Annotated in this window: 13 protein-coding genes; 7 read left to right on the forward strand and 6 right to left on the reverse strand. The window is 38.9% G+C overall.

Annotated elements, in window-relative coordinates; genetic code table 11:
• Window positions 1-21 precede the first annotated feature (21 nt).
• The 5 genes from B0G92_RS00545 to rodA are packed head-to-tail and all read left to right on the forward strand — an operon-like array spanning window position 22 to window position 5,508.
• On the forward strand, window positions 22-1,050 hold the full coding sequence (locus tag B0G92_RS00545) for a rod shape-determining protein (RefSeq protein ID WP_056072239.1): 1,029 nt from the start codon (window positions 22-24) through the stop codon (window positions 1,048-1,050).
• Between the two features lie 12 nt (window positions 1,051-1,062).
• Window positions 1,063-1,893 (forward strand): rod shape-determining protein MreC, encoded by an 831-nt coding sequence (mreC, locus tag B0G92_RS00550; protein WP_056072236.1) that lies wholly within the window; start codon window positions 1,063-1,065, stop codon window positions 1,891-1,893.
• Window positions 1,886-2,395: a hypothetical protein gene (locus B0G92_RS00555; protein WP_056072233.1), complete on the forward strand. Its 510-nt coding sequence runs from the start codon at window positions 1,886-1,888 to the stop codon at window positions 2,393-2,395. The genes mreC and B0G92_RS00555 overlap by 8 nt, the downstream gene beginning before the upstream one ends.
• On the forward strand, window positions 2,392-4,248 hold the full coding sequence (gene mrdA, locus B0G92_RS00560) for a penicillin-binding protein 2 (protein ID WP_101470717.1): 1,857 nt from the start codon (window positions 2,392-2,394) through the stop codon (window positions 4,246-4,248). The genes B0G92_RS00555 and mrdA overlap by 4 nt, the downstream gene beginning before the upstream one ends.
• Before the next feature lie 6 nt (window positions 4,249-4,254).
• Window positions 4,255-5,508: a rod shape-determining protein RodA gene (gene rodA / locus B0G92_RS00565; protein ID WP_101470718.1), complete on the forward strand. Its 1,254-nt coding sequence runs from the start codon at window positions 4,255-4,257 to the stop codon at window positions 5,506-5,508.
• Window positions 5,509-5,510: 2 nt separating this feature from the next.
• Here the strand turns inward: rodA and B0G92_RS00570 are convergent, their stop codons facing one another.
• A complete protein-coding gene (locus tag B0G92_RS00570) occupies window positions 5,511-6,347 on the reverse strand; it encodes a DNA/RNA non-specific endonuclease (protein ID WP_101470719.1) in 837 nt (278 codons plus the stop codon).
• 91 nt (window positions 6,348-6,438) lie between these two features.
• On the opposite strand from B0G92_RS00570, the gene B0G92_RS00575 reads away from it, so the two are divergent.
• Window positions 6,439-6,963, forward strand: coding sequence for a hypothetical protein (locus B0G92_RS00575; protein WP_101470720.1), 525 nt, complete (start codon window positions 6,439-6,441; stop codon window positions 6,961-6,963).
• Window positions 6,964-6,994: 31 nt separating this feature from the next.
• On the opposite strand, the gene B0G92_RS00580 is transcribed toward B0G92_RS00575, so the two are convergent.
• The 5 genes from B0G92_RS00580 to B0G92_RS00600 all read right to left on the reverse strand — a co-directional run bounded on the left by B0G92_RS00580 (window position 6,995) and on the right by B0G92_RS00600 (window position 16,103).
• Window positions 6,995-9,040: an OmpA family protein gene (locus B0G92_RS00580; RefSeq protein ID WP_101471984.1), complete on the reverse strand. Its 2,046-nt coding sequence runs from the start codon at window positions 9,038-9,040 to the stop codon at window positions 6,995-6,997.
• A gap of 10 nt (window positions 9,041-9,050) precedes the next feature.
• Entirely contained in the window at window positions 9,051-9,986 is a 936-nt protein-coding gene (locus B0G92_RS00585) for a PorP/SprF family type IX secretion system membrane protein (RefSeq protein WP_101470721.1), read from the reverse strand.
• A 15-nt stretch (window positions 9,987-10,001) separates the two neighbouring features.
• Window positions 10,002-12,641, reverse strand: coding sequence for a T9SS type B sorting domain-containing protein (locus B0G92_RS00590; protein ID WP_101470722.1), 2,640 nt, complete (start codon window positions 12,639-12,641; stop codon window positions 10,002-10,004).
• A gap of 94 nt (window positions 12,642-12,735) precedes the next feature.
• A complete protein-coding gene (locus B0G92_RS00595; RefSeq protein WP_056072213.1) occupies window positions 12,736-13,842 on the reverse strand; it encodes an ABC transporter permease in 1,107 nt (368 codons plus the stop codon).
• A 20-nt stretch (window positions 13,843-13,862) separates the two neighbouring features.
• Complete coding sequence (locus B0G92_RS00600; protein ID WP_056072210.1) at window positions 13,863-16,103, reverse strand: carboxy terminal-processing peptidase; 2,241 nt, start codon at window positions 16,101-16,103, stop codon at window positions 13,863-13,865.
• Window positions 16,104-16,364: 261 nt separating this feature from the next.
• On the opposite strand from B0G92_RS00600, the gene surE reads away from it, so the two are divergent.
• Window positions 16,365-17,147, forward strand: coding sequence for a 5'/3'-nucleotidase SurE (gene surE / locus B0G92_RS00605; protein ID WP_101470723.1), 783 nt, complete (start codon window positions 16,365-16,367; stop codon window positions 17,145-17,147).
• Window positions 17,148-17,166 lie beyond the last annotated feature (19 nt).

Consider the following 17,166-nt stretch of genomic DNA (forward strand, 5'->3'; position numbering starts at 1 on the left):
TTTTAAACCCTAAAATTACTTATGGGATTTTTTGATTTCATGACCGAGGACATCGCAATAGACCTTGGTACAGCCAACACCCTGATTATTCACAACGATAAAGTTGTGATTGACAGCCCATCAATTGTAGCTCGTGACAGAGTATCCGGCAAAATTATTGCCGTTGGTAAGGAAGCGAGCATGATGCAAGGTAAAACCCATGAAAACATAAAAACGATAAGGCCCTTGAAAGATGGGGTTATTGCTGACTTTGACGCATCTGAAAAGATGATCAGCATGTTTATAAAAAGTATTCCTGCCTTAAAGAAAAGATTGTTTACGCCAGCCTTGAGAATGGTAATCTGTATTCCGTCCGGAATTACAGAAGTGGAGATGAGAGCGGTAAAAGAATCTGCAGAGCGTGTAAATGGAAAAGAAGTTTACCTGATTCACGAACCAATGGCTGCAGCAATTGGTATTGGTGTAGACATCATGCAGCCAAAAGGAAACATGATTGTTGACATAGGTGGAGGTACAACTGAAATTGCCGTTATTGCTCTTGGAGGAATTGTATGTGACAAATCGGTAAAAATTGCGGGAGACGTTTTCACAAACGACATTGTTTATTACATGAGAACCCAGCACAACCTTTTCGTTGGAGAAAGTACCGCCGAAAAAATAAAAATTGAAATCGGTGCTGCCATCGAAGATTTGGAAAGCCCGCCAGACGACATGTCGGTTCAGGGTCGTGACTTGCTAACCGGAAAGCCAAAACAGGTAGAAGTTTCTTTCAGGGAAATCGCCAAAGCTTTAGACAAGTCCATCCAAAGAATTGAGGATGCCGTTATGGAAACCTTATCACAGACACCACCGGAATTGGCAGCCGATATTTACAACACGGGTATTTATCTTGCAGGAGGAGGTTCGATGCTGAGAGGATTAGACAAACGAATTTCACAAAAAACCGACCTTCCTGTTTACATCGCAGAAGACCCTTTAAGAGCGGTAGTCCGAGGAACGGGAATGGCACTTAAAAACATCCCAAAATTCAGAAGCATATTAATAAAATAACAAGCATAGTTCATGCAGCAAATATTTAATTTTATACTTAAAAACAGCAACAGGTTGCTGTTTTTGCTGCTTTTGGGCATCTCGTTAGTGCTTACCATACAATCGCATTCCTATCATAGAAGCAAGGCCGTAACTTCTGCTAATTTTATCAGTGGTGGCGTCTATGAAAAAATCCACAGCGTCCAGGAATACCTGAATCTGAAAACACAGAACGAACAGCTTGCCAAAGAGAATGCTATCCTTAAAAAAATGCTTTTCAACGCTAAGGATTCCACCGGAATTGTAGTGAGAGACAGCTTGAAAGGATATGGAAAAATCAATATTGTACAAGCCAAGGTTATTAAAAACTCCTACAATGTAAAAGAAAACTATCTGACATTGGATGAAGGCAGCAAGGCGGGAATCAAACCGGATATGGGAGTCGTTAATAGCTTAGGAATCATTGGAATTGTGGAGCATACTTCAAAAAATTATGCTACGGTAATCAGTATTCTGAATGTTAAATCGGAAATCAATGCGCGTATTAAAAAATCGAACCATTTCGGAACCTTGCGCTGGGATGGAAAAAGTACCGGTTTTGTACAGTTGATTGATGTGCCCCGATTGGCAAATGTTCGAAAAGGCGATACGATTGTAACCGGAAACGAATCTGTTACATTCCCTCCAAACATAAATATTGGCGTAATCGATAAGATTTATACTGACAAGGAAACGAATTATTTCACCCTGAACATACGTCTTTTCAATGACATGACTAATCTTGGGCATGTGTATGTTCTGGAAAACTATGAACGAAAAGAGATTGAAGAATTAGAGGCTAAAACGGAAGAAAAAAATGAATAGTACGCTATTATTAAATATCGCCCGCTTTATACTTTTGCTTGCCGCACAGGTATTGATTTTTAATGAAATTGATTTCTGGGGCTATGTGAATCCCTATCCTTATATCCTTTTCATCCTTCTTTATCCGGTAAACGGAAACAGGGCCGGTTTGTTACTGGCGAGCTTCTTCCTGGGCATTATTATGGATATGTTTTGTGATTCGGGAGGTGTTCATGCCACAGCTTGTGTTATTCTTGCCTACGTAAGGCCAACTTTCTTCAGGTTTTCTTTTGGAGTGAGTTATGAGTACCAAACGGTGAAGATTAACGACAAGCTAACCCCGGAACGGTTTTCATTTCTTTTGATTTCGGTATTTACACACCACATCATATTATTCTTATTAGAAATTTTTAAACTGAGCTTTATACTCAACATTTTATTGCGAACCCTGTTCAGTTCAATTTTTACATTAATTCTCTGTATCGTTATTATTTATATATTTAAGCCTACTGCCAAAAGATGAGAAAACTTCTTCTTCCCTCTTTAATAATTGTAGCTGCAATTGTGATTGTGGCCAGGCTTTTCTATCTTCAAATTATCGACGACTCTTTTATCAAAAAGTCTGACAACAACGCCATCAAGATAAAATACGATTATCCGGAACGCGGTTATATGTTTGACAGGAATGGTGTGCTTTTGGTTGCAAACCAACCTTCGTATGATGTCATGGTTATTCCAAAAGATGTCAAGGAGATTGATACTTTAGAGTTCTGCAAGCTTTTAAAGATTACAAAAGAAGAATTCATAACCAAAATGAACAAAGCGACTGTTTACAGTCCGAGGCTTCCTTCTGTATTCTTACCTCAGCTAAACAAAAAGGAATATGCCGGCTTTCAGGAAAAAATCAGAAAATATCAGGGATTTTACATACAGAAACGTTCGCTCAGGGATTATCAGGTCAATGCGGCTGCCAATGTTTTTGGTTATATCGCACAGGTAAACGATGCCATCATTAAAAAGAACCCCTATTACAAAAGTGGTGATTTAATTGGAAAACAAGGTGTTGAAGAAGTCTATGAAGAATTTCTTCGTGGAACCAAAGGAGTAAAATACATCCAAAAAGACCGTTTTAACCGCGACATCGGTTCGTATAAAGAAGGTATTTATGACACGATTGCCGTACAGGGCGAAGATGTTACACTTACATTAGACATCGAACTTCAAAAATATGGCGAGTCGCTAATGATAAACAAGCGTGGTGGTATTGTTGCTTTAGAGCCAAAATCAGGAGAAATTCTGGCACTGGTTTCTGCTCCGTCTTATGATCCGGCTATTTTGGTGGGAAGAGACCGTTCTAAAAACTATTTAAAACTTAGCCAGGATTCACTCGCCAAACCTTTGTTTGACCGGGGACTTTTAGCCGAGTATCCTCCGGGCTCTCCTTTTAAAATCATGACCGGACTAATTGGCCTGCAAGAAGAAGTTATCGATGAAAATATGACCTTTCATTGCAGCCATGGATTTTCCTACGGCCGTGGCGCCTTTATGAAATGCCACGATTCCGGCAATAATAATCTCCATACCGGAATAGCACATTCCTGCAATACCTATTTTGCCAATGTTTTCATGAGGACAATAAACAAATATCCAAAACCTACTTATGGTGTTGATGCATGGAGCAATCACCTGAAAAGTTTTGGATTAGGAAACTTTATGGGCTATGACCTACCGGCAGGGAGAAAAGGGCTTATTCCTGATTCCAGATATTATAAGCGATGGTATCCTAACGGAGGCTGGAGAAGTACCACTATTGTTTCCAATGCTATTGGTCAGGGAGAAGTTTCTACCACTCCAATACAATTGGCCAATATGATGGCTGCTGTAGCCAATGAAGGTTATTACTATACGCCCCATATCATCAAAAAGATCAAGAATCATACGATTGATAAAAAATATACGACCAAGCACGTCACTACAGTAGACAAGCAGTATTTCAAGCCGGTTATTGAAGGTCTTTTTGCAGTTTATAACGAAGGAACCGCACGTTCTCTAAGAGTTGAAGGAATCGATATTTGTGGAAAAACAGGTACGGCAGAAAATAAAACAAAAATTAATGGTGTAACTACGCAGCTTACTGACCACTCTATTTTTGTCGCCTTTGCACCAAAAGACAATCCAAAAATTGCCGTTGCGGTGTTCGTTGAAAACGGATATTGGGGAGCTCGTTGGGCCGGTCCTATTGCCAGCTTAATGCTTGAAAAATACCTTCGGGGAAAAATCACGCGTACCGACTTAGAGAAACGAATGCTGGAAGGAAGTCTGGAAAGCGAATATGCGAAAGTAACAAGTGGGAAGCCATTCAAAATAAATCAATAGATATTAATGAAAAACCAAAGCGTAACAAATAATATCGACTGGATTACTATACTCCTGTTTATCCTTCTGGTAATCATGGGATGGCTCAATATTTATTCTGCTTCGTTACCATTGGAGCAAACCTCTATTTTTGACATCAGCCAGATTTACGGAAAACAGATTCTGTTTATCTGCCTTACTGTTCCTTTGGTTCTGGTTGTCCTTACGGTAGATGCCAAAATCTATGAAAAATATGCTTTTGTCTTTTATATAGCCGGATTGATATCCTTACTGGGGCTTTTTGTTTTTGGAAAGACCATCAAAGGACAAACCAACTGGTATAGCATTGGCGGTTTTACCTTACAGCCTTCAGAATTCGTAAAGACCTCAACGGCGCTGCTTCTGGCAAAATACCTGAGCGACGTACAGGTTAACCTGAAAAACTTTAACGACCAGTTAAAGGCCTTTGCCATTATGGGTGTTCCGTTATTGCTTATTTTGGTGCATGACACGGGAACGGCTATGATTTTTGTTGCCCTGGTTTTTGTACTGTATCGTGAAGGATTGCCTGCGTGGTATTTATGGACCGGATTCCTTGCCGTACTGCTGTTTTTTATGTCGTTGCTTATTGAGCCACACTTTGTTTTGCTTATAGCTTTGGTTGTTATACTGATTCAGTTTTTGCTTTCTAAAAGAATCAACAGAAATCCATTAGCGTCCGCCATTATTTTTGTGCTGATTGCCGGTTTTACTTATTCGGTAGACTTTGTATACGACAACGTATTGGAAGCGCACCAGAAAGACAGAATCAATGTACTTTTTGGACAAAATGTCGATTTAAAGAATGAAGGATATAACCTCAACCAGTCCATGATTGCTATTGGTTCCGGAGGATGGTTTGGAAAAGGATTTCTGGAAGGCACACAGACCAAAGGAGGCTTTGTTCCGGAGCAGCACACTGATTATATTTTTACAACTGTTGGAGAAGAATGGGGGTTTGTTGGTGCTGTTATTGTAATAGCGCTATTCGTTGCCCTTTTCTTACGTATTATTTATCTGGCTGAAAACCAAAAAACCAAATTCAGCCGGGTTTATGGTTATTGTGTGGCTACCTTCCTGTTTGCGCACTTCTTTGTAAATATTACGATGCTCATCAGGTTATTCCCAACAATTGGAGTACCATTACCTTTCTTCTCGTATGGAGGTTCGAGCCTTTTTGCTTTCAGTATCCTCTTATTTATTTTCATTAAGATGGACGCGAACAAAGTTAATGAGTGGTAATTTTAGAAACTCCAGGCTTTATAATCACTGCTTTTTTCTAATTTGTTCTCTATAGCATCAGGCAATACTGGAAAGAAATCAATTCCGGTCATACGCTCAATTTCATCAACAGGAACTACAAATTCATATAATGGTTTCTGGCTGTTTTCATGCGGCACTAAAAAACCAATCATTCTATATTGTCCTTTGTCAACATCCAATAAAACTTTATAGAAATATTTTGGCACCGCTACTTCTTCATGTCCTATTGTTTTGAGTCCGTCAGACAGTACACCACCGGTCACTACATAAATACCATCGTACTTATCAGCCCAGTAACGTATTTTCTGTTCCAGCCTGTTCCAAACACCAGAATTGAAATCTTTCTTTTGGGGCGAAATATTTGAGGTATAAAACGTATCATCAAAAGCCTGTTTTGAAAATTTCATATCGCCTGCCGGACACAAATGTCCTTTATCATAGCCTGAATTCCTGTAGTTTTTCCAATCTGCCGAGCCTGTCTTCACCAAAGGGTCCTGAATAAAAAAAGGTCTTTTGAAATCTGAACTTCTTCCGCCAGAGGCTTTTGCTTCGTAGAACACCCATTCAGCCTGTTCGTATTTTTCATGATAGGATAAAGTAAAATTTTGGCGCATCACCAACTGATTCGTAGTAGAAGTAGGCAGATACTTGTCTTTTACAATTCGGGTTTCTAACCCCGCAGTATCTTTTTTTGTTTCAGTAGATGAAATTTCAGCAGGCAGCTTATTACTGCTTACTTCCTTTTTATTGTTTTTTAAAAAATAAGCAATTGCAACAATTACTGATAATAATGCATATAAAACGGTTTTTTTATTCATTCGTCGATATCTGTGTTATATTTTTATTTTTCGGAATGGTATTTGTTATATTTACCAGCAAACGAAATCGCTAACTAAAATACGACTATTTATGAAAGCCAAAATTATTTTAACTTCTATTTTATGTACTGCACTTCAAACAGTATCTGCCCAGGAAAAACAGGAAACACCGCTGATGGCAAAAGATTCAGTAGCCGTCATGGCTTCTGCACAAACAGCATTACTGACACAGACACAGCTTGAAGAAAAGGCAAAAGCCGATGCAAAAGCATTAAAAGAAGCAGAGAAAAAAGCGAAAGAATTTGAAAAAGAACAGCGTAAGTTAGAAAAGGCTCAAAAAGAAATGGAACGCGAAAAGAAAGATTTTGAAAAAAGACAGAAAAAAATACTTTCGGCAGAAAAGAGCGTTTTAAAAGCCAAGACAAAGCTTGCTGATGAAAAAAAATCTTTAGAAAAAAACAGAAGCAAATTGGATAAAAAGAAAGCCAAGGGCAAACTTACTCCTATTGAAATTCAGGAAGAAGAAATCAAAATCAGCAAACAGGAAGTCAAAATCAAAGAACTGGAGCTAAAAGTACAAAACGAAGAAAGCAGCCTTATCAAAGTAAGGTCCTAAAAACAAAAAACCGCCAATATAGGCGGTTTTTTTATATTCCTTTAATAACAAATTCACTACGACGGTTTAATTCGTGCTGTTCTTCTGTGCAGGACTCTTCGGGTACACATTTTACAATTTGCACCGTTTCACCATAACCGCGCGAAAAGATTCGGCTGTTCGGTATGCCCTGTTCTATAAAATATTCTCTTGTTGAAGCAGCACGCTTTTCGGACAAATCAAGATTGTACTTGTTATTGCCCCGTACATCCGTATGCGAACCAATTTCGACAACCATATCCGGATATTTTTTCATCAGGGCGATTACCTTGTTTAATATCGGTTTGGATTCTTTTCGGATATACCACAAATCATAATCAAAATAAATCGGTTCTGTCTTAATCAGCAGCCTGTCTTTATCCCTGACCACATCTTTTTCATCAGCCAGAAGTTTTTCAATGCGTTTCTTTTTATCGGCTTCTGCCAATTCCTTTTCTTTTTGCTTTGCAGCCTCTTCCTCTTTTTTCTTTTGCTGTAATGCTGTTTCCTGTTCCTGCTTAATGGTTTCCAACGACTTCAAGGCCATTGAAGCATCATTATTTTTATTCCGTTCTTTTGATAATTTCAAACTTCTTGAATTATCTGTATATTTTTGTTTTGATGCCAAAACCGTATAAGCAGACGCACAGGCTGCATCAAAAATAAACTTCCCATCCGCAGCTGTAATTTTTCTTTGGACTTCTACTTTTTCTGAGTTTTGCAAAACAACCAAAACTCCTTCTAAAGGCAGTTTTGTAATTTCATCGGTAATAACACCCGAAATTAGTTGCTTACAATCTTCAACAATCAAAGGTTTGGTTTCGTTAATCTGGTAAATATCATCATTGCCTTTCCCTCCAATACGATTGGAAGAAAAGTATCCTTCTTTTGTATCTGAATCGATAGTAAAAGCAAAGTCATCATATTCTGAATTGACCGGAAATCCAATGTTTACCGGTTTTGAAAATTCTCCATTATCACCAGTCGAAACAAATACGTCCAACGAGCCAAATCCAAGATGTCCATCCGATGAAAAATAGAGCTTCCCATCTTTTGAAATAAAAGGGAACTGCTCTTTGTGTATGGTGTTTATATTAGTACCCAGATTCACAGGCGTACTGAATTTACCTTCATTAACCGCTACATAATAAATATCAAAAGAGCCTATACTTCCTGGCATATCCGAAGCAAAGTAAAGCGTCTGTTCGTCAGGACTCAAAGCCGGATGCTCAGTAGAATAATTATCGCTGTTAAACGGCAATGATTTTATATTTTTCCACTCGCCATCTTCAAATTCAGCACTGAAAATCTGCAAATGCGAAACCTTTTTGTTGTCCTTCCCCTTTTTTCCATTATTAAAATTGTTTCTGGTAAAATACATTTTCTTGCCATCTTTGGTAAAGACCGCATTGGATTCGTGCATTTTAGTATTTATCGAATTGGAAAAGTCTTTTGCTATCGAATCGCCTTTTTTGGCATTCTCAATTGGAATTACATACAGGTCCAGATAATTCTCATTATTCCATTTATAAACTTTACTTTTTCCAGGCGAAGCATAAATCAGGTCCGAACCTTTTTTTACTGCCCCGAAATCAGAGTTTTTGGTATTGATTTCCAGATTTTTGATTTCAAAACGGTTCCCCAATGCGGCAATATTTTCTAAAACGGCAAGCTGTTTATCAAATGCTGCTACCTCATCTGTCTTTGCATAATATTCTATCCTGCCTCTTGCCAAAGCATTGGCTTCCTCCTGCTTTCCAACTGCCTTTAATGAATGTATGTACCTGAAATAATAATCGTCACCAAAATCAGCACTATAATTTTTAAGAAGGAAGCGATACCATCTCTCAGCATTTTTAAGGTCATTCGTATAATAATAGGCATTGGCCAGATTACTTACGACTTCAAAACTATGATTATCTTTAATAATGTTTTCATATAACGGAATGGCTTCGCTATAGAAAGTCCGTTCAAAATAAGCATTTGCTTTTTTTAAATCCTGTGCATTCCCATTATGAAAATTAAGAATGACAATCAGCACATATAGTATCTTTTTCATGATTCTCATTTTAAAAAAATCTTGGAGATTTGTCATATCCTTTTTTCATAAAACTCAGGTCAAATAACAGAAACACTTCATGAGTTCCTGAATTGAATTGCCCTAAATTGGTTGTGGTGTAATCATAGGCATATCCAATTCTTAAATCGGGCGTAACTTTTATATTCACTAAACCACAAATAGCATCATCGAGTCTGTAGGAAGCGCCAAGCTCAAATTTATCATACAGCAAAACATTTGCAGAAACATCAACTACACCCGGAGCGCCTTTCACTGCTTTGGCCATAAATGATGGTTTTAGTTTCAGGTCCTGGTTAATTTGAAAGACATAACCTCCGGTAAAAAAAACATGGACATTTTCAGAACCAAAACGGTTGATTCCCTGCCGCTCTTCCAGATGTTTTGTATTCAGAAGATTGGGAGCAGACAAACCTATATAATAGTTATCCGTGAAATAGAACGCTCCGGCTCCAAGATTTGGGAAAACGCTGTTGATATTCTGGGCAAAAGCAGGGTCTGTTCCATTCGGACCGCTTTCCAATACAAAACCATTAAAGTTGGTTTCAAAAATAGTCACTCCTGCTTTCAGACCTAAAGAAAGCCTGTGGTTACTATTCAATTGTAATACATAAGCGAAATCGCCAAATATGTTATTTTCTTTCTTGGCTCCGTCTCCAATATCATCCGAAATAAAAGAAAGACCGAGTTCAACATTTTTGCTTGCAGGCATGTGCCCAAAAAAGGTAAATGTCTTTGGCGCTCCAACTGCACCAACCCATTGCGTACGGTATAATCCGCCCAAATTAAGCACTTCAGGCGTAGCGGTTGCATAGGCCGGATTCACTACACTTAAATTATACATGTAATGCGTATACTGCGGGTCCTGCTGTGCCGTCGCCCTATTTAAAAAGCCTGTAAAAAGTATAAGGAGTAGTATTTTTTTCATCTGGTTCCGATTAAATTACCGATTCAAGTAAAGCCTTCCCTGCTTCGCAGGCTTGTTGCCTTTGTTGAAATTAACGATGTAGAAGTAGACTCCATTTGGGGCTACTCCATCAATTACAGTCGACTGATTACTTCTTCCGTCCCAATCGGGCGTATTGCGGTTTCCTTTATACATCACATTTCCATAGCGATTGTATATTTCAAGCGTAAAATCAGGAAATAAAAATTCTATGTTTGGAATATTAAACGTGTCATTGATACCGTCTCCATTAGGCGAAAATCCATCCGGAATCATCAATTCATATTCATCCTCGCCACAATGAGATAAAGAAACCGTTACCGCCAATGCATTTTCTGAAATACAGCCTGTAGTCGCAGAAGAATCAAACCCATAATAGGTCATTCCATCTTGTAAAACCTGCGAATCCGGCAATTGGTTTCCATTGTGTAAGGCATCAAACCAGACAATAGTTCCAGTTCCGTTTACATTGGCCGAAAGATTGGCCAGCGTTGGTGCAGGTGAATCCAAACCACAAAAATTCTGTCCGCCGGTTTCTAAAACAGGTGGCGGCAAATCTGTTATTATTACTGCTACAATTGCTTTTTGCGATACGCAGCCAAAAGGAGAAACTGTCGCAACATAATAATTTCCAGACGTCAATACCGTATCACTGCTTAATGGCGAGCCACTCTCGCTGGCATACCAAATGTAAGATGTGCCATTTGGAATCAGGTCGGCTACCGTAGCATTTTCGCTTTGGCAAAACTCCATATTATTTACAACGGGAGTTTCAGGGAGCCTATAAATCGTAAAACTGTCGGTTATGGAAAGATTTCCTGCTCCGCAAGAAGTTTCATTATTGACGATTTCCGAAATCGTAAAAGTTGTTGTTCCGGTATTCAAAAGTTGGTTTGCCGGTATGGTAAACACCGCTGTTCCATTTACCGCTGCTATGGTTACAATTCCGGAAGCCGTATTTGCTCCGGTCAAAGAATAAGTAATCTGGATACTTGTCAGCATCCCAAATCCTGAAAAATTTGCTATGACGGGCTGGCTTTCACAAACATCGTTAATCGTTACCCTTACATTTGAAACGTCAGGTTTTGGCAATATCATAAAAGATTGGGATAATGAGGCCGTGTTTTCACAGAGTGTCTGCAGATTAATAATATGGGTAATAACAATCGTCATATTGCCCGGATTAGTGAGCAGACTGGACGGCAAAATAAAAGTCCCTACGCCACCTACAACTGTCATGACCACCTGTTGTACCGATGCGGTATTGCTTCCGCCCAAATCGTATGTAATCCTGTAATCGCCGTCGGCCAGATTTGTATTTCCGGACAGCCTTACCTCAACATCAGACTCCTGGCAGGCATTTTCAATAGTCAATGTTCCGGCATTAATCTTTGGCAATGGATATACGTTCAGAATATCGGAAATATCACCAATGATATGGTCACAGGCATTATATCCGGTAGTTTCGTGAATGTTGACAATGCTTACGGTATAGGCTCCAACAAAAGGAAAAGAAATGGCAGGTATGGGAAAAGTTACGACTCCATTTTCAAACCGGACCAATATAGTGTTACCGGAGGAAATGGGACCCGTAATCTGATATTGCAAATTGTAGTTTCCGTTTGGGATATTTTCCAAACCCTGTGTGAGCGTTGCAACAAAAGTGGCCCTTCCAATTTCATCTTCACAGATATCAGAAGCTATCACCAACGTAGAGCCCGTGAAATCCAATTGTTCCTCAATAATTATTTTGATTGTTGAAGATTTCGGGTTACATACCGGATGTGAGGGTTGTACTGTGTAAGTAAATCCGTATTCTCCGGGACCAAAAGTATTGTATATGTTCTGGACATTAATAAAAGTATCTTCCGGTCCGGACAACTCAGAAGTACCGCCTTCTGACCATTTACCTCCGGGATCCTGCCCAAAAATATAATCCAGCAGATTGAGGTTGGTATATATAGACATATCGTCGGAATCACATAAAATCAGGTCTGATGTTACTCCCGGTTCCGGAGCCGGGTGTACGGTCACATCAACAGTAGCAGAAACAGATGGGCATGATCCAATAGCCGGCATTGTGTAGGTAAATGAAAAAGTTCCCAAACCTGATACTGTAGCATCCAGAAAGTTTCCTCTTAATGCCCCACTTCCGCTGTCATCTCTCCAATAACCGTTCTGTTGCGGGTTTGGGAAATTCCCTAAAAACTGGAAAAGATTGACACTATTGTTATCGTCACAGGCAGAAGCATTTGGATTGCTAATTCCTGCGTAACCGCCTATAGTAACTGTAACCGTAGCTACATTATCAGCACAGGAGGCATCATTTACGGTGTATACAAAAACATAGGTATCGCTTTCGTTAATGCCCCAAACATTGAGAATTCCTGTTGAAATGTTGAGACCGCCGGATTGCTGAAGGTCTGTCCATGTTCCTCCGGGTGTGGGTGTCCCGCCAAGCAGATTGAAAAGATTGATGTTTTGATTGGTTGATTCCGGAATATTACATATTGTGATGGATGCATCTTCACCAGCACATTGGGCTTTGGTCAGGTTACAGGATAAGAGAAAAAACGTAAAAAGGAGTAACTGAAAAAATCCAGCCTTTAGGGGGAGGCAAGTAATTTTTAAGTACATAGCGTTAAGTTTAGTTATAGTAAAAATATACTATTTTTTTTCACTAAGACCTAATAACATGAAAAAACCGATGAACGGTAAGCCCCTAATTCTCTTAATTCCTGACATCCAATGCATCCCGCAATGCATTACCCATCATCATAAAGGCCAGGGTCAGCAACATTATAGCTGTTCCCGGAACCATTGCAAGGTAAGGCTTGTCGAGAATGATATCGCCATAATAATCTTTTATCATGCCTCCCCAACTAGGAACCGGAGGCTGAGCCCCAAGACCTAAAAAGCTAAGTCCGCTTTCGACCAGGATTGCCGAAGCAAAGTTTGCCGCAGAAATAACAATAACCGGAGCCATAATATTAGGAAGTATGTGGTGGATTATTATTCTCCAATTGGTATATCCCAAGGCTTTGGCCGCTGTAACATATTGCATTTCCTTTACAGAAATAATCTGCCCGCGAACGACTCTGGCTACTTCAACCCACATTGTAAGTCCAACTGCTACAAAAACCTGCCAGAATCCTTTTCCAAGACTTAATGTAATTGCAATAACCAGCAATAAGGTAGGAATCGACCATATTATATTGACGAGCCACATCACAAACGCATCTACTTTCCCTCCATAATAACCTCCCAATGCGCCAAAAAAGAGTCCTACAACAAGAGAAATAAAAACGGCCACGAAACCAATTGCAATCGAAACCCGTGAACCTACCAGCATTCGGCTTAGATAATCCCTTCCGGCTTTATCGGTTCCCAAATAAAACTTTTGATTTTTTATGTGGTCTTTTGCAGCCTCTTCGAGGCTGTTATATCCCGGGAAATCTTTGAGGGTGGTTTCTTTTTGGATAATGACTTTCGGGTCATCATTATATAACGTATAAACGATTTTGTCTTTTTCAATTTTAAAATCCGAAATCGGTTCTTTTGAAAATTGCTGTTCGTGTCCCAAAAAGAAATCCCAAAATCCGGATTCTGCCTGTTCTTTTAAGGGAATAGAAAGAATTTTTACTTCAAATCCCGGTTTTTTGGAACGAATAGTCAGGTCGCCCCAATTGGCATTTTCTGAATTATCCGGCGCCAAAACATAGGCAAAAATCGAAAGCAGCATGAGCAACAGTATAAACCCAAAACTGAAAACGCCCCAGAAATTCTTTTTGAATTTCCGGAGCGCTATTCCTGTTAATGATTGTGTGGATTTATTCATTCAAATGCCTTTGAGCCAATTTATGACTTCACTAACTTATCTTTCTTTTTAACGTTTACAGTTCCTTTAATAGATGCATTTGGCTGTAAATCATCCAAAACATTTAAAGCTTCTTCTACATAAACATCTTTTGAAAGGCTTTCATGCCAACGATCTCTTTTTTCTTTTAAAAGATTATCGTTCTTTACCATTTCATTTTCGTATGGCAATGAAGTAAATTTCAAGTTGTTTTTATAGTTGGAAATAGCTTTGTATTTTTTTGCCTTTTCTTCAAGCTGAGCCTGTTCCTGTTTGAATTTATCAATATTCAGGCTAAATTCTTTTTCATCCTGTCTTTGTTTAAGCCATTTGGCATTTTCTTCAATCAGTTTGAACTGTTCGCTTTTCTCCATTCTTCTCTTGCTGTTTTCAACGGCAAGGTCAAAATTAGGCTGCTTGTCCCAAACTTTATAATCGGCTGCATCAATTTTATCCCATGGCATGGCATTGTCAATATCGCGTTCGCCCATCTTGATATACGAATATCGGTCTGGCAAGGCAACATCACTGGAAACTCCATTTAACTGAGTAGAACCTCCGTTAATTCTATAGAATTTCTGGGTTGTTGTTTTCAATGCTCCAAGGTCTCCCATGGAATTGCTTCTCAAAAACTGGTTCAGGTCAATTACATTCTGTACGGTTCCTTTTCCATAAGTCTGTGTACTTCCAATAATTACACCTCGCTTATAATCCTGAATAGCTGCCGCCAAAATCTCTGATGCCGATGCTGAAAAGCTGTTCACCATAACTACCAATGGTCCGTCCCATTGTACTCTTGAATCCTTATCATACAGGATTTCTTTCTTTTTTCCAGCCGATTTAATCTGAACAATAGGTCCTTTTTCAATAAACAATCCTGCAATATCTACAACGGTTTTCAAAGAACCTCCTCCGTTATCACGAACGTCCATAACAATTCCATCAACTCCGGCCTGTTTTAATCTTTCAACTTCAAGGGCAATATCTTTTCCGGCATCACGGCTGTCTGCGTTTTCAAAATCGATATAAAATTTAGGCAGGTAAATGATACCGTACTTTTTACCGTTCTTTTCAACAACACTCGATTTTGCATAGGTTTCCTCGATTTCTACCTCATCACGAATAATCGAGATTATTTTGATGGTACCATCTGTTTTTTTAACGGTAAGTCTTACCTCTGTTCCTTTTGGTCCTTTGATTTTCTTAACCACATCGTCAATTCTCATACCTACCACATCAACCGGTTCTTTATCACCTTGTGCTACTTTCAGAACCACATCACCAGGCTCTAATTGTTTTCCTCTCCAAGCCGGTCCTCCGGAAATCAATTCTGTGATTTCGGTAAAATCATTCTTCTTCTGCAGACGTGCTCCAATTCCTTCCAATTTACCGCTCATACTCACATCAAAACGCTCTTTGTCGTCTGGAGCAAAATAAGAAGTATGCGGGTCAAATCGGGTTGCTATCGAATTGATGTATACCGAAAACCAATCATCTCTGTCCAGATCCTTAATAAATCCGAAATATTCATTTAAGGATTTCAACTGACTTTCTCTGGTTTCTTTTTCAAGAACATCAAAAGGTTTTTTCTCAATTTCCTTTTTCTCTTTTTTCTGTTCTTCTTCCTTTTTAGCTTTTTCTGTAGTTGTTAAATCCGAAAAATCATCATTATCGGCTACATTTTTACCTTCCTGAATTTCCAGTTTATTCGTAAGCGAAGCCAGAGTTGAAAGTTTGATTTGCTTATACCATCTGTCTCTTAACTCATCCGAATTTTTAGCATACGAGTGCTCTGCATAATCAGTATTGAAGGTCTCGTCTTTTTTGTAATCAAAAGGCTTTGCCAAAATATCTTTGTAATATTTTTTGCTCTCTTCAATTCTTTGAAGCAAACGGTTGTATGTCAAATCAAAAAACGTAAGGTCTCTGGCCAAAATCTGGTCGTCAAGCTTAGTTTCATATTTTGAAAACTCATCAATATCCGACTGAAGGAAAAATCTTTTGGAAGGATCTATCGCCTCCAAATAGTCTTTGTATACTCCTTTTGAAAAGGTATCATCAATTTTTGCAGGATCATAATGTCCGCGTTCAATGACAAATGTCAAAAGCTCAATAAGCAATCTATCTTTCTCGGGATCATTTTTTACTTCTCTTGGAACGAAACTCCATAAGGCTGCAGAAAGTGCAACTACAACCAGTACTATCTTATAATTTCTTTTCATAAACTCCATTATAGCATTCATCAAATTTTGTTCTAAATTACTGAAAAAATTATGCCACGGTTTCTTAAACCGCATAATTTTTTGTTAAAGATGATTTTGATTGAGAGATAAGGTTAAATCATTGCAGGTAATGACATTTTTATAAGATTCAAAGTTATACAATTTTGTAACATTGAAAAACTTTAAAAAAAGTTATTTTTGTAATCTGTGTTATCGTTTTTAAGGCAAAATTCCACAGCAAGACAAAATACATTCCATCCCGTTTAGAGACAAAAATTATCCATGAAAAAGAAACCTTTGATTTTAGTTACCAATGACGACGGGATTTCGGCTCCCGGAATCCGCGCCCTGATTAGCGTAATGAAAGAAATTGGCGAAGTTGTTGTCGTAGCGCCAGACAGTCCACAGTCAGGAACCGGCCACGCCATTACCATTAACAGCACCTTATACCTTAACAAGATTAGCCCCGGAGATGTAACTCCGGTTGAATACTCCTGCTCCGGAACTCCGGTTGATTGTGTAAAATTTGCCGTAAATGAGGTGTTGGGAAGAAAGCCCGACCTTTGCGTTTCAGGAATTAATCACGGCTCGAATTCTTCCATAAACGTAATTTACTCCGGAACCATGAGTGCCGCTGTTGAAGCAGGGATTGAAGGGATTCCTGCCATTGGATTTTCTTTATTGGATTATGACTGGAATGCCGATTTCGAACCGGTTAAAAAATTCGTCAAAAAAATTACAATGGAAGTTTTGGAAAATGGGCTTCCGGAAGGCGTAATCCTGAATGTCAATTTCCCGAAATTATCTGAAAAAGACATTAAAGGCATCAAAGTATGCCGACAGGCCAAGGCTATGTGGTCTGAGAAATTCGACAAAAGGACATCGCCAATGGGACGTGATTATTACTGGCTAACCGGAAAGTTTGTCAATCAGGACAATGGCGAAGATACTGATGAATGGGCCCTGAAACATGGCTATATTTCTTTGGTTCCGGTTCAGTTTGACCTGACAGCCCATCATGCCATACAGAACCTGAACACCTGGAAACTAAATGACAATAGTTGATTATATCAATTAATTCGCT

The sequence above is a fragment of the Flavobacterium lindanitolerans genome (assembly GCF_002846575.1).
GTDB lineage: Bacteria > Bacteroidota > Bacteroidia > Flavobacteriales > Flavobacteriaceae > Flavobacterium > Flavobacterium lindanitolerans.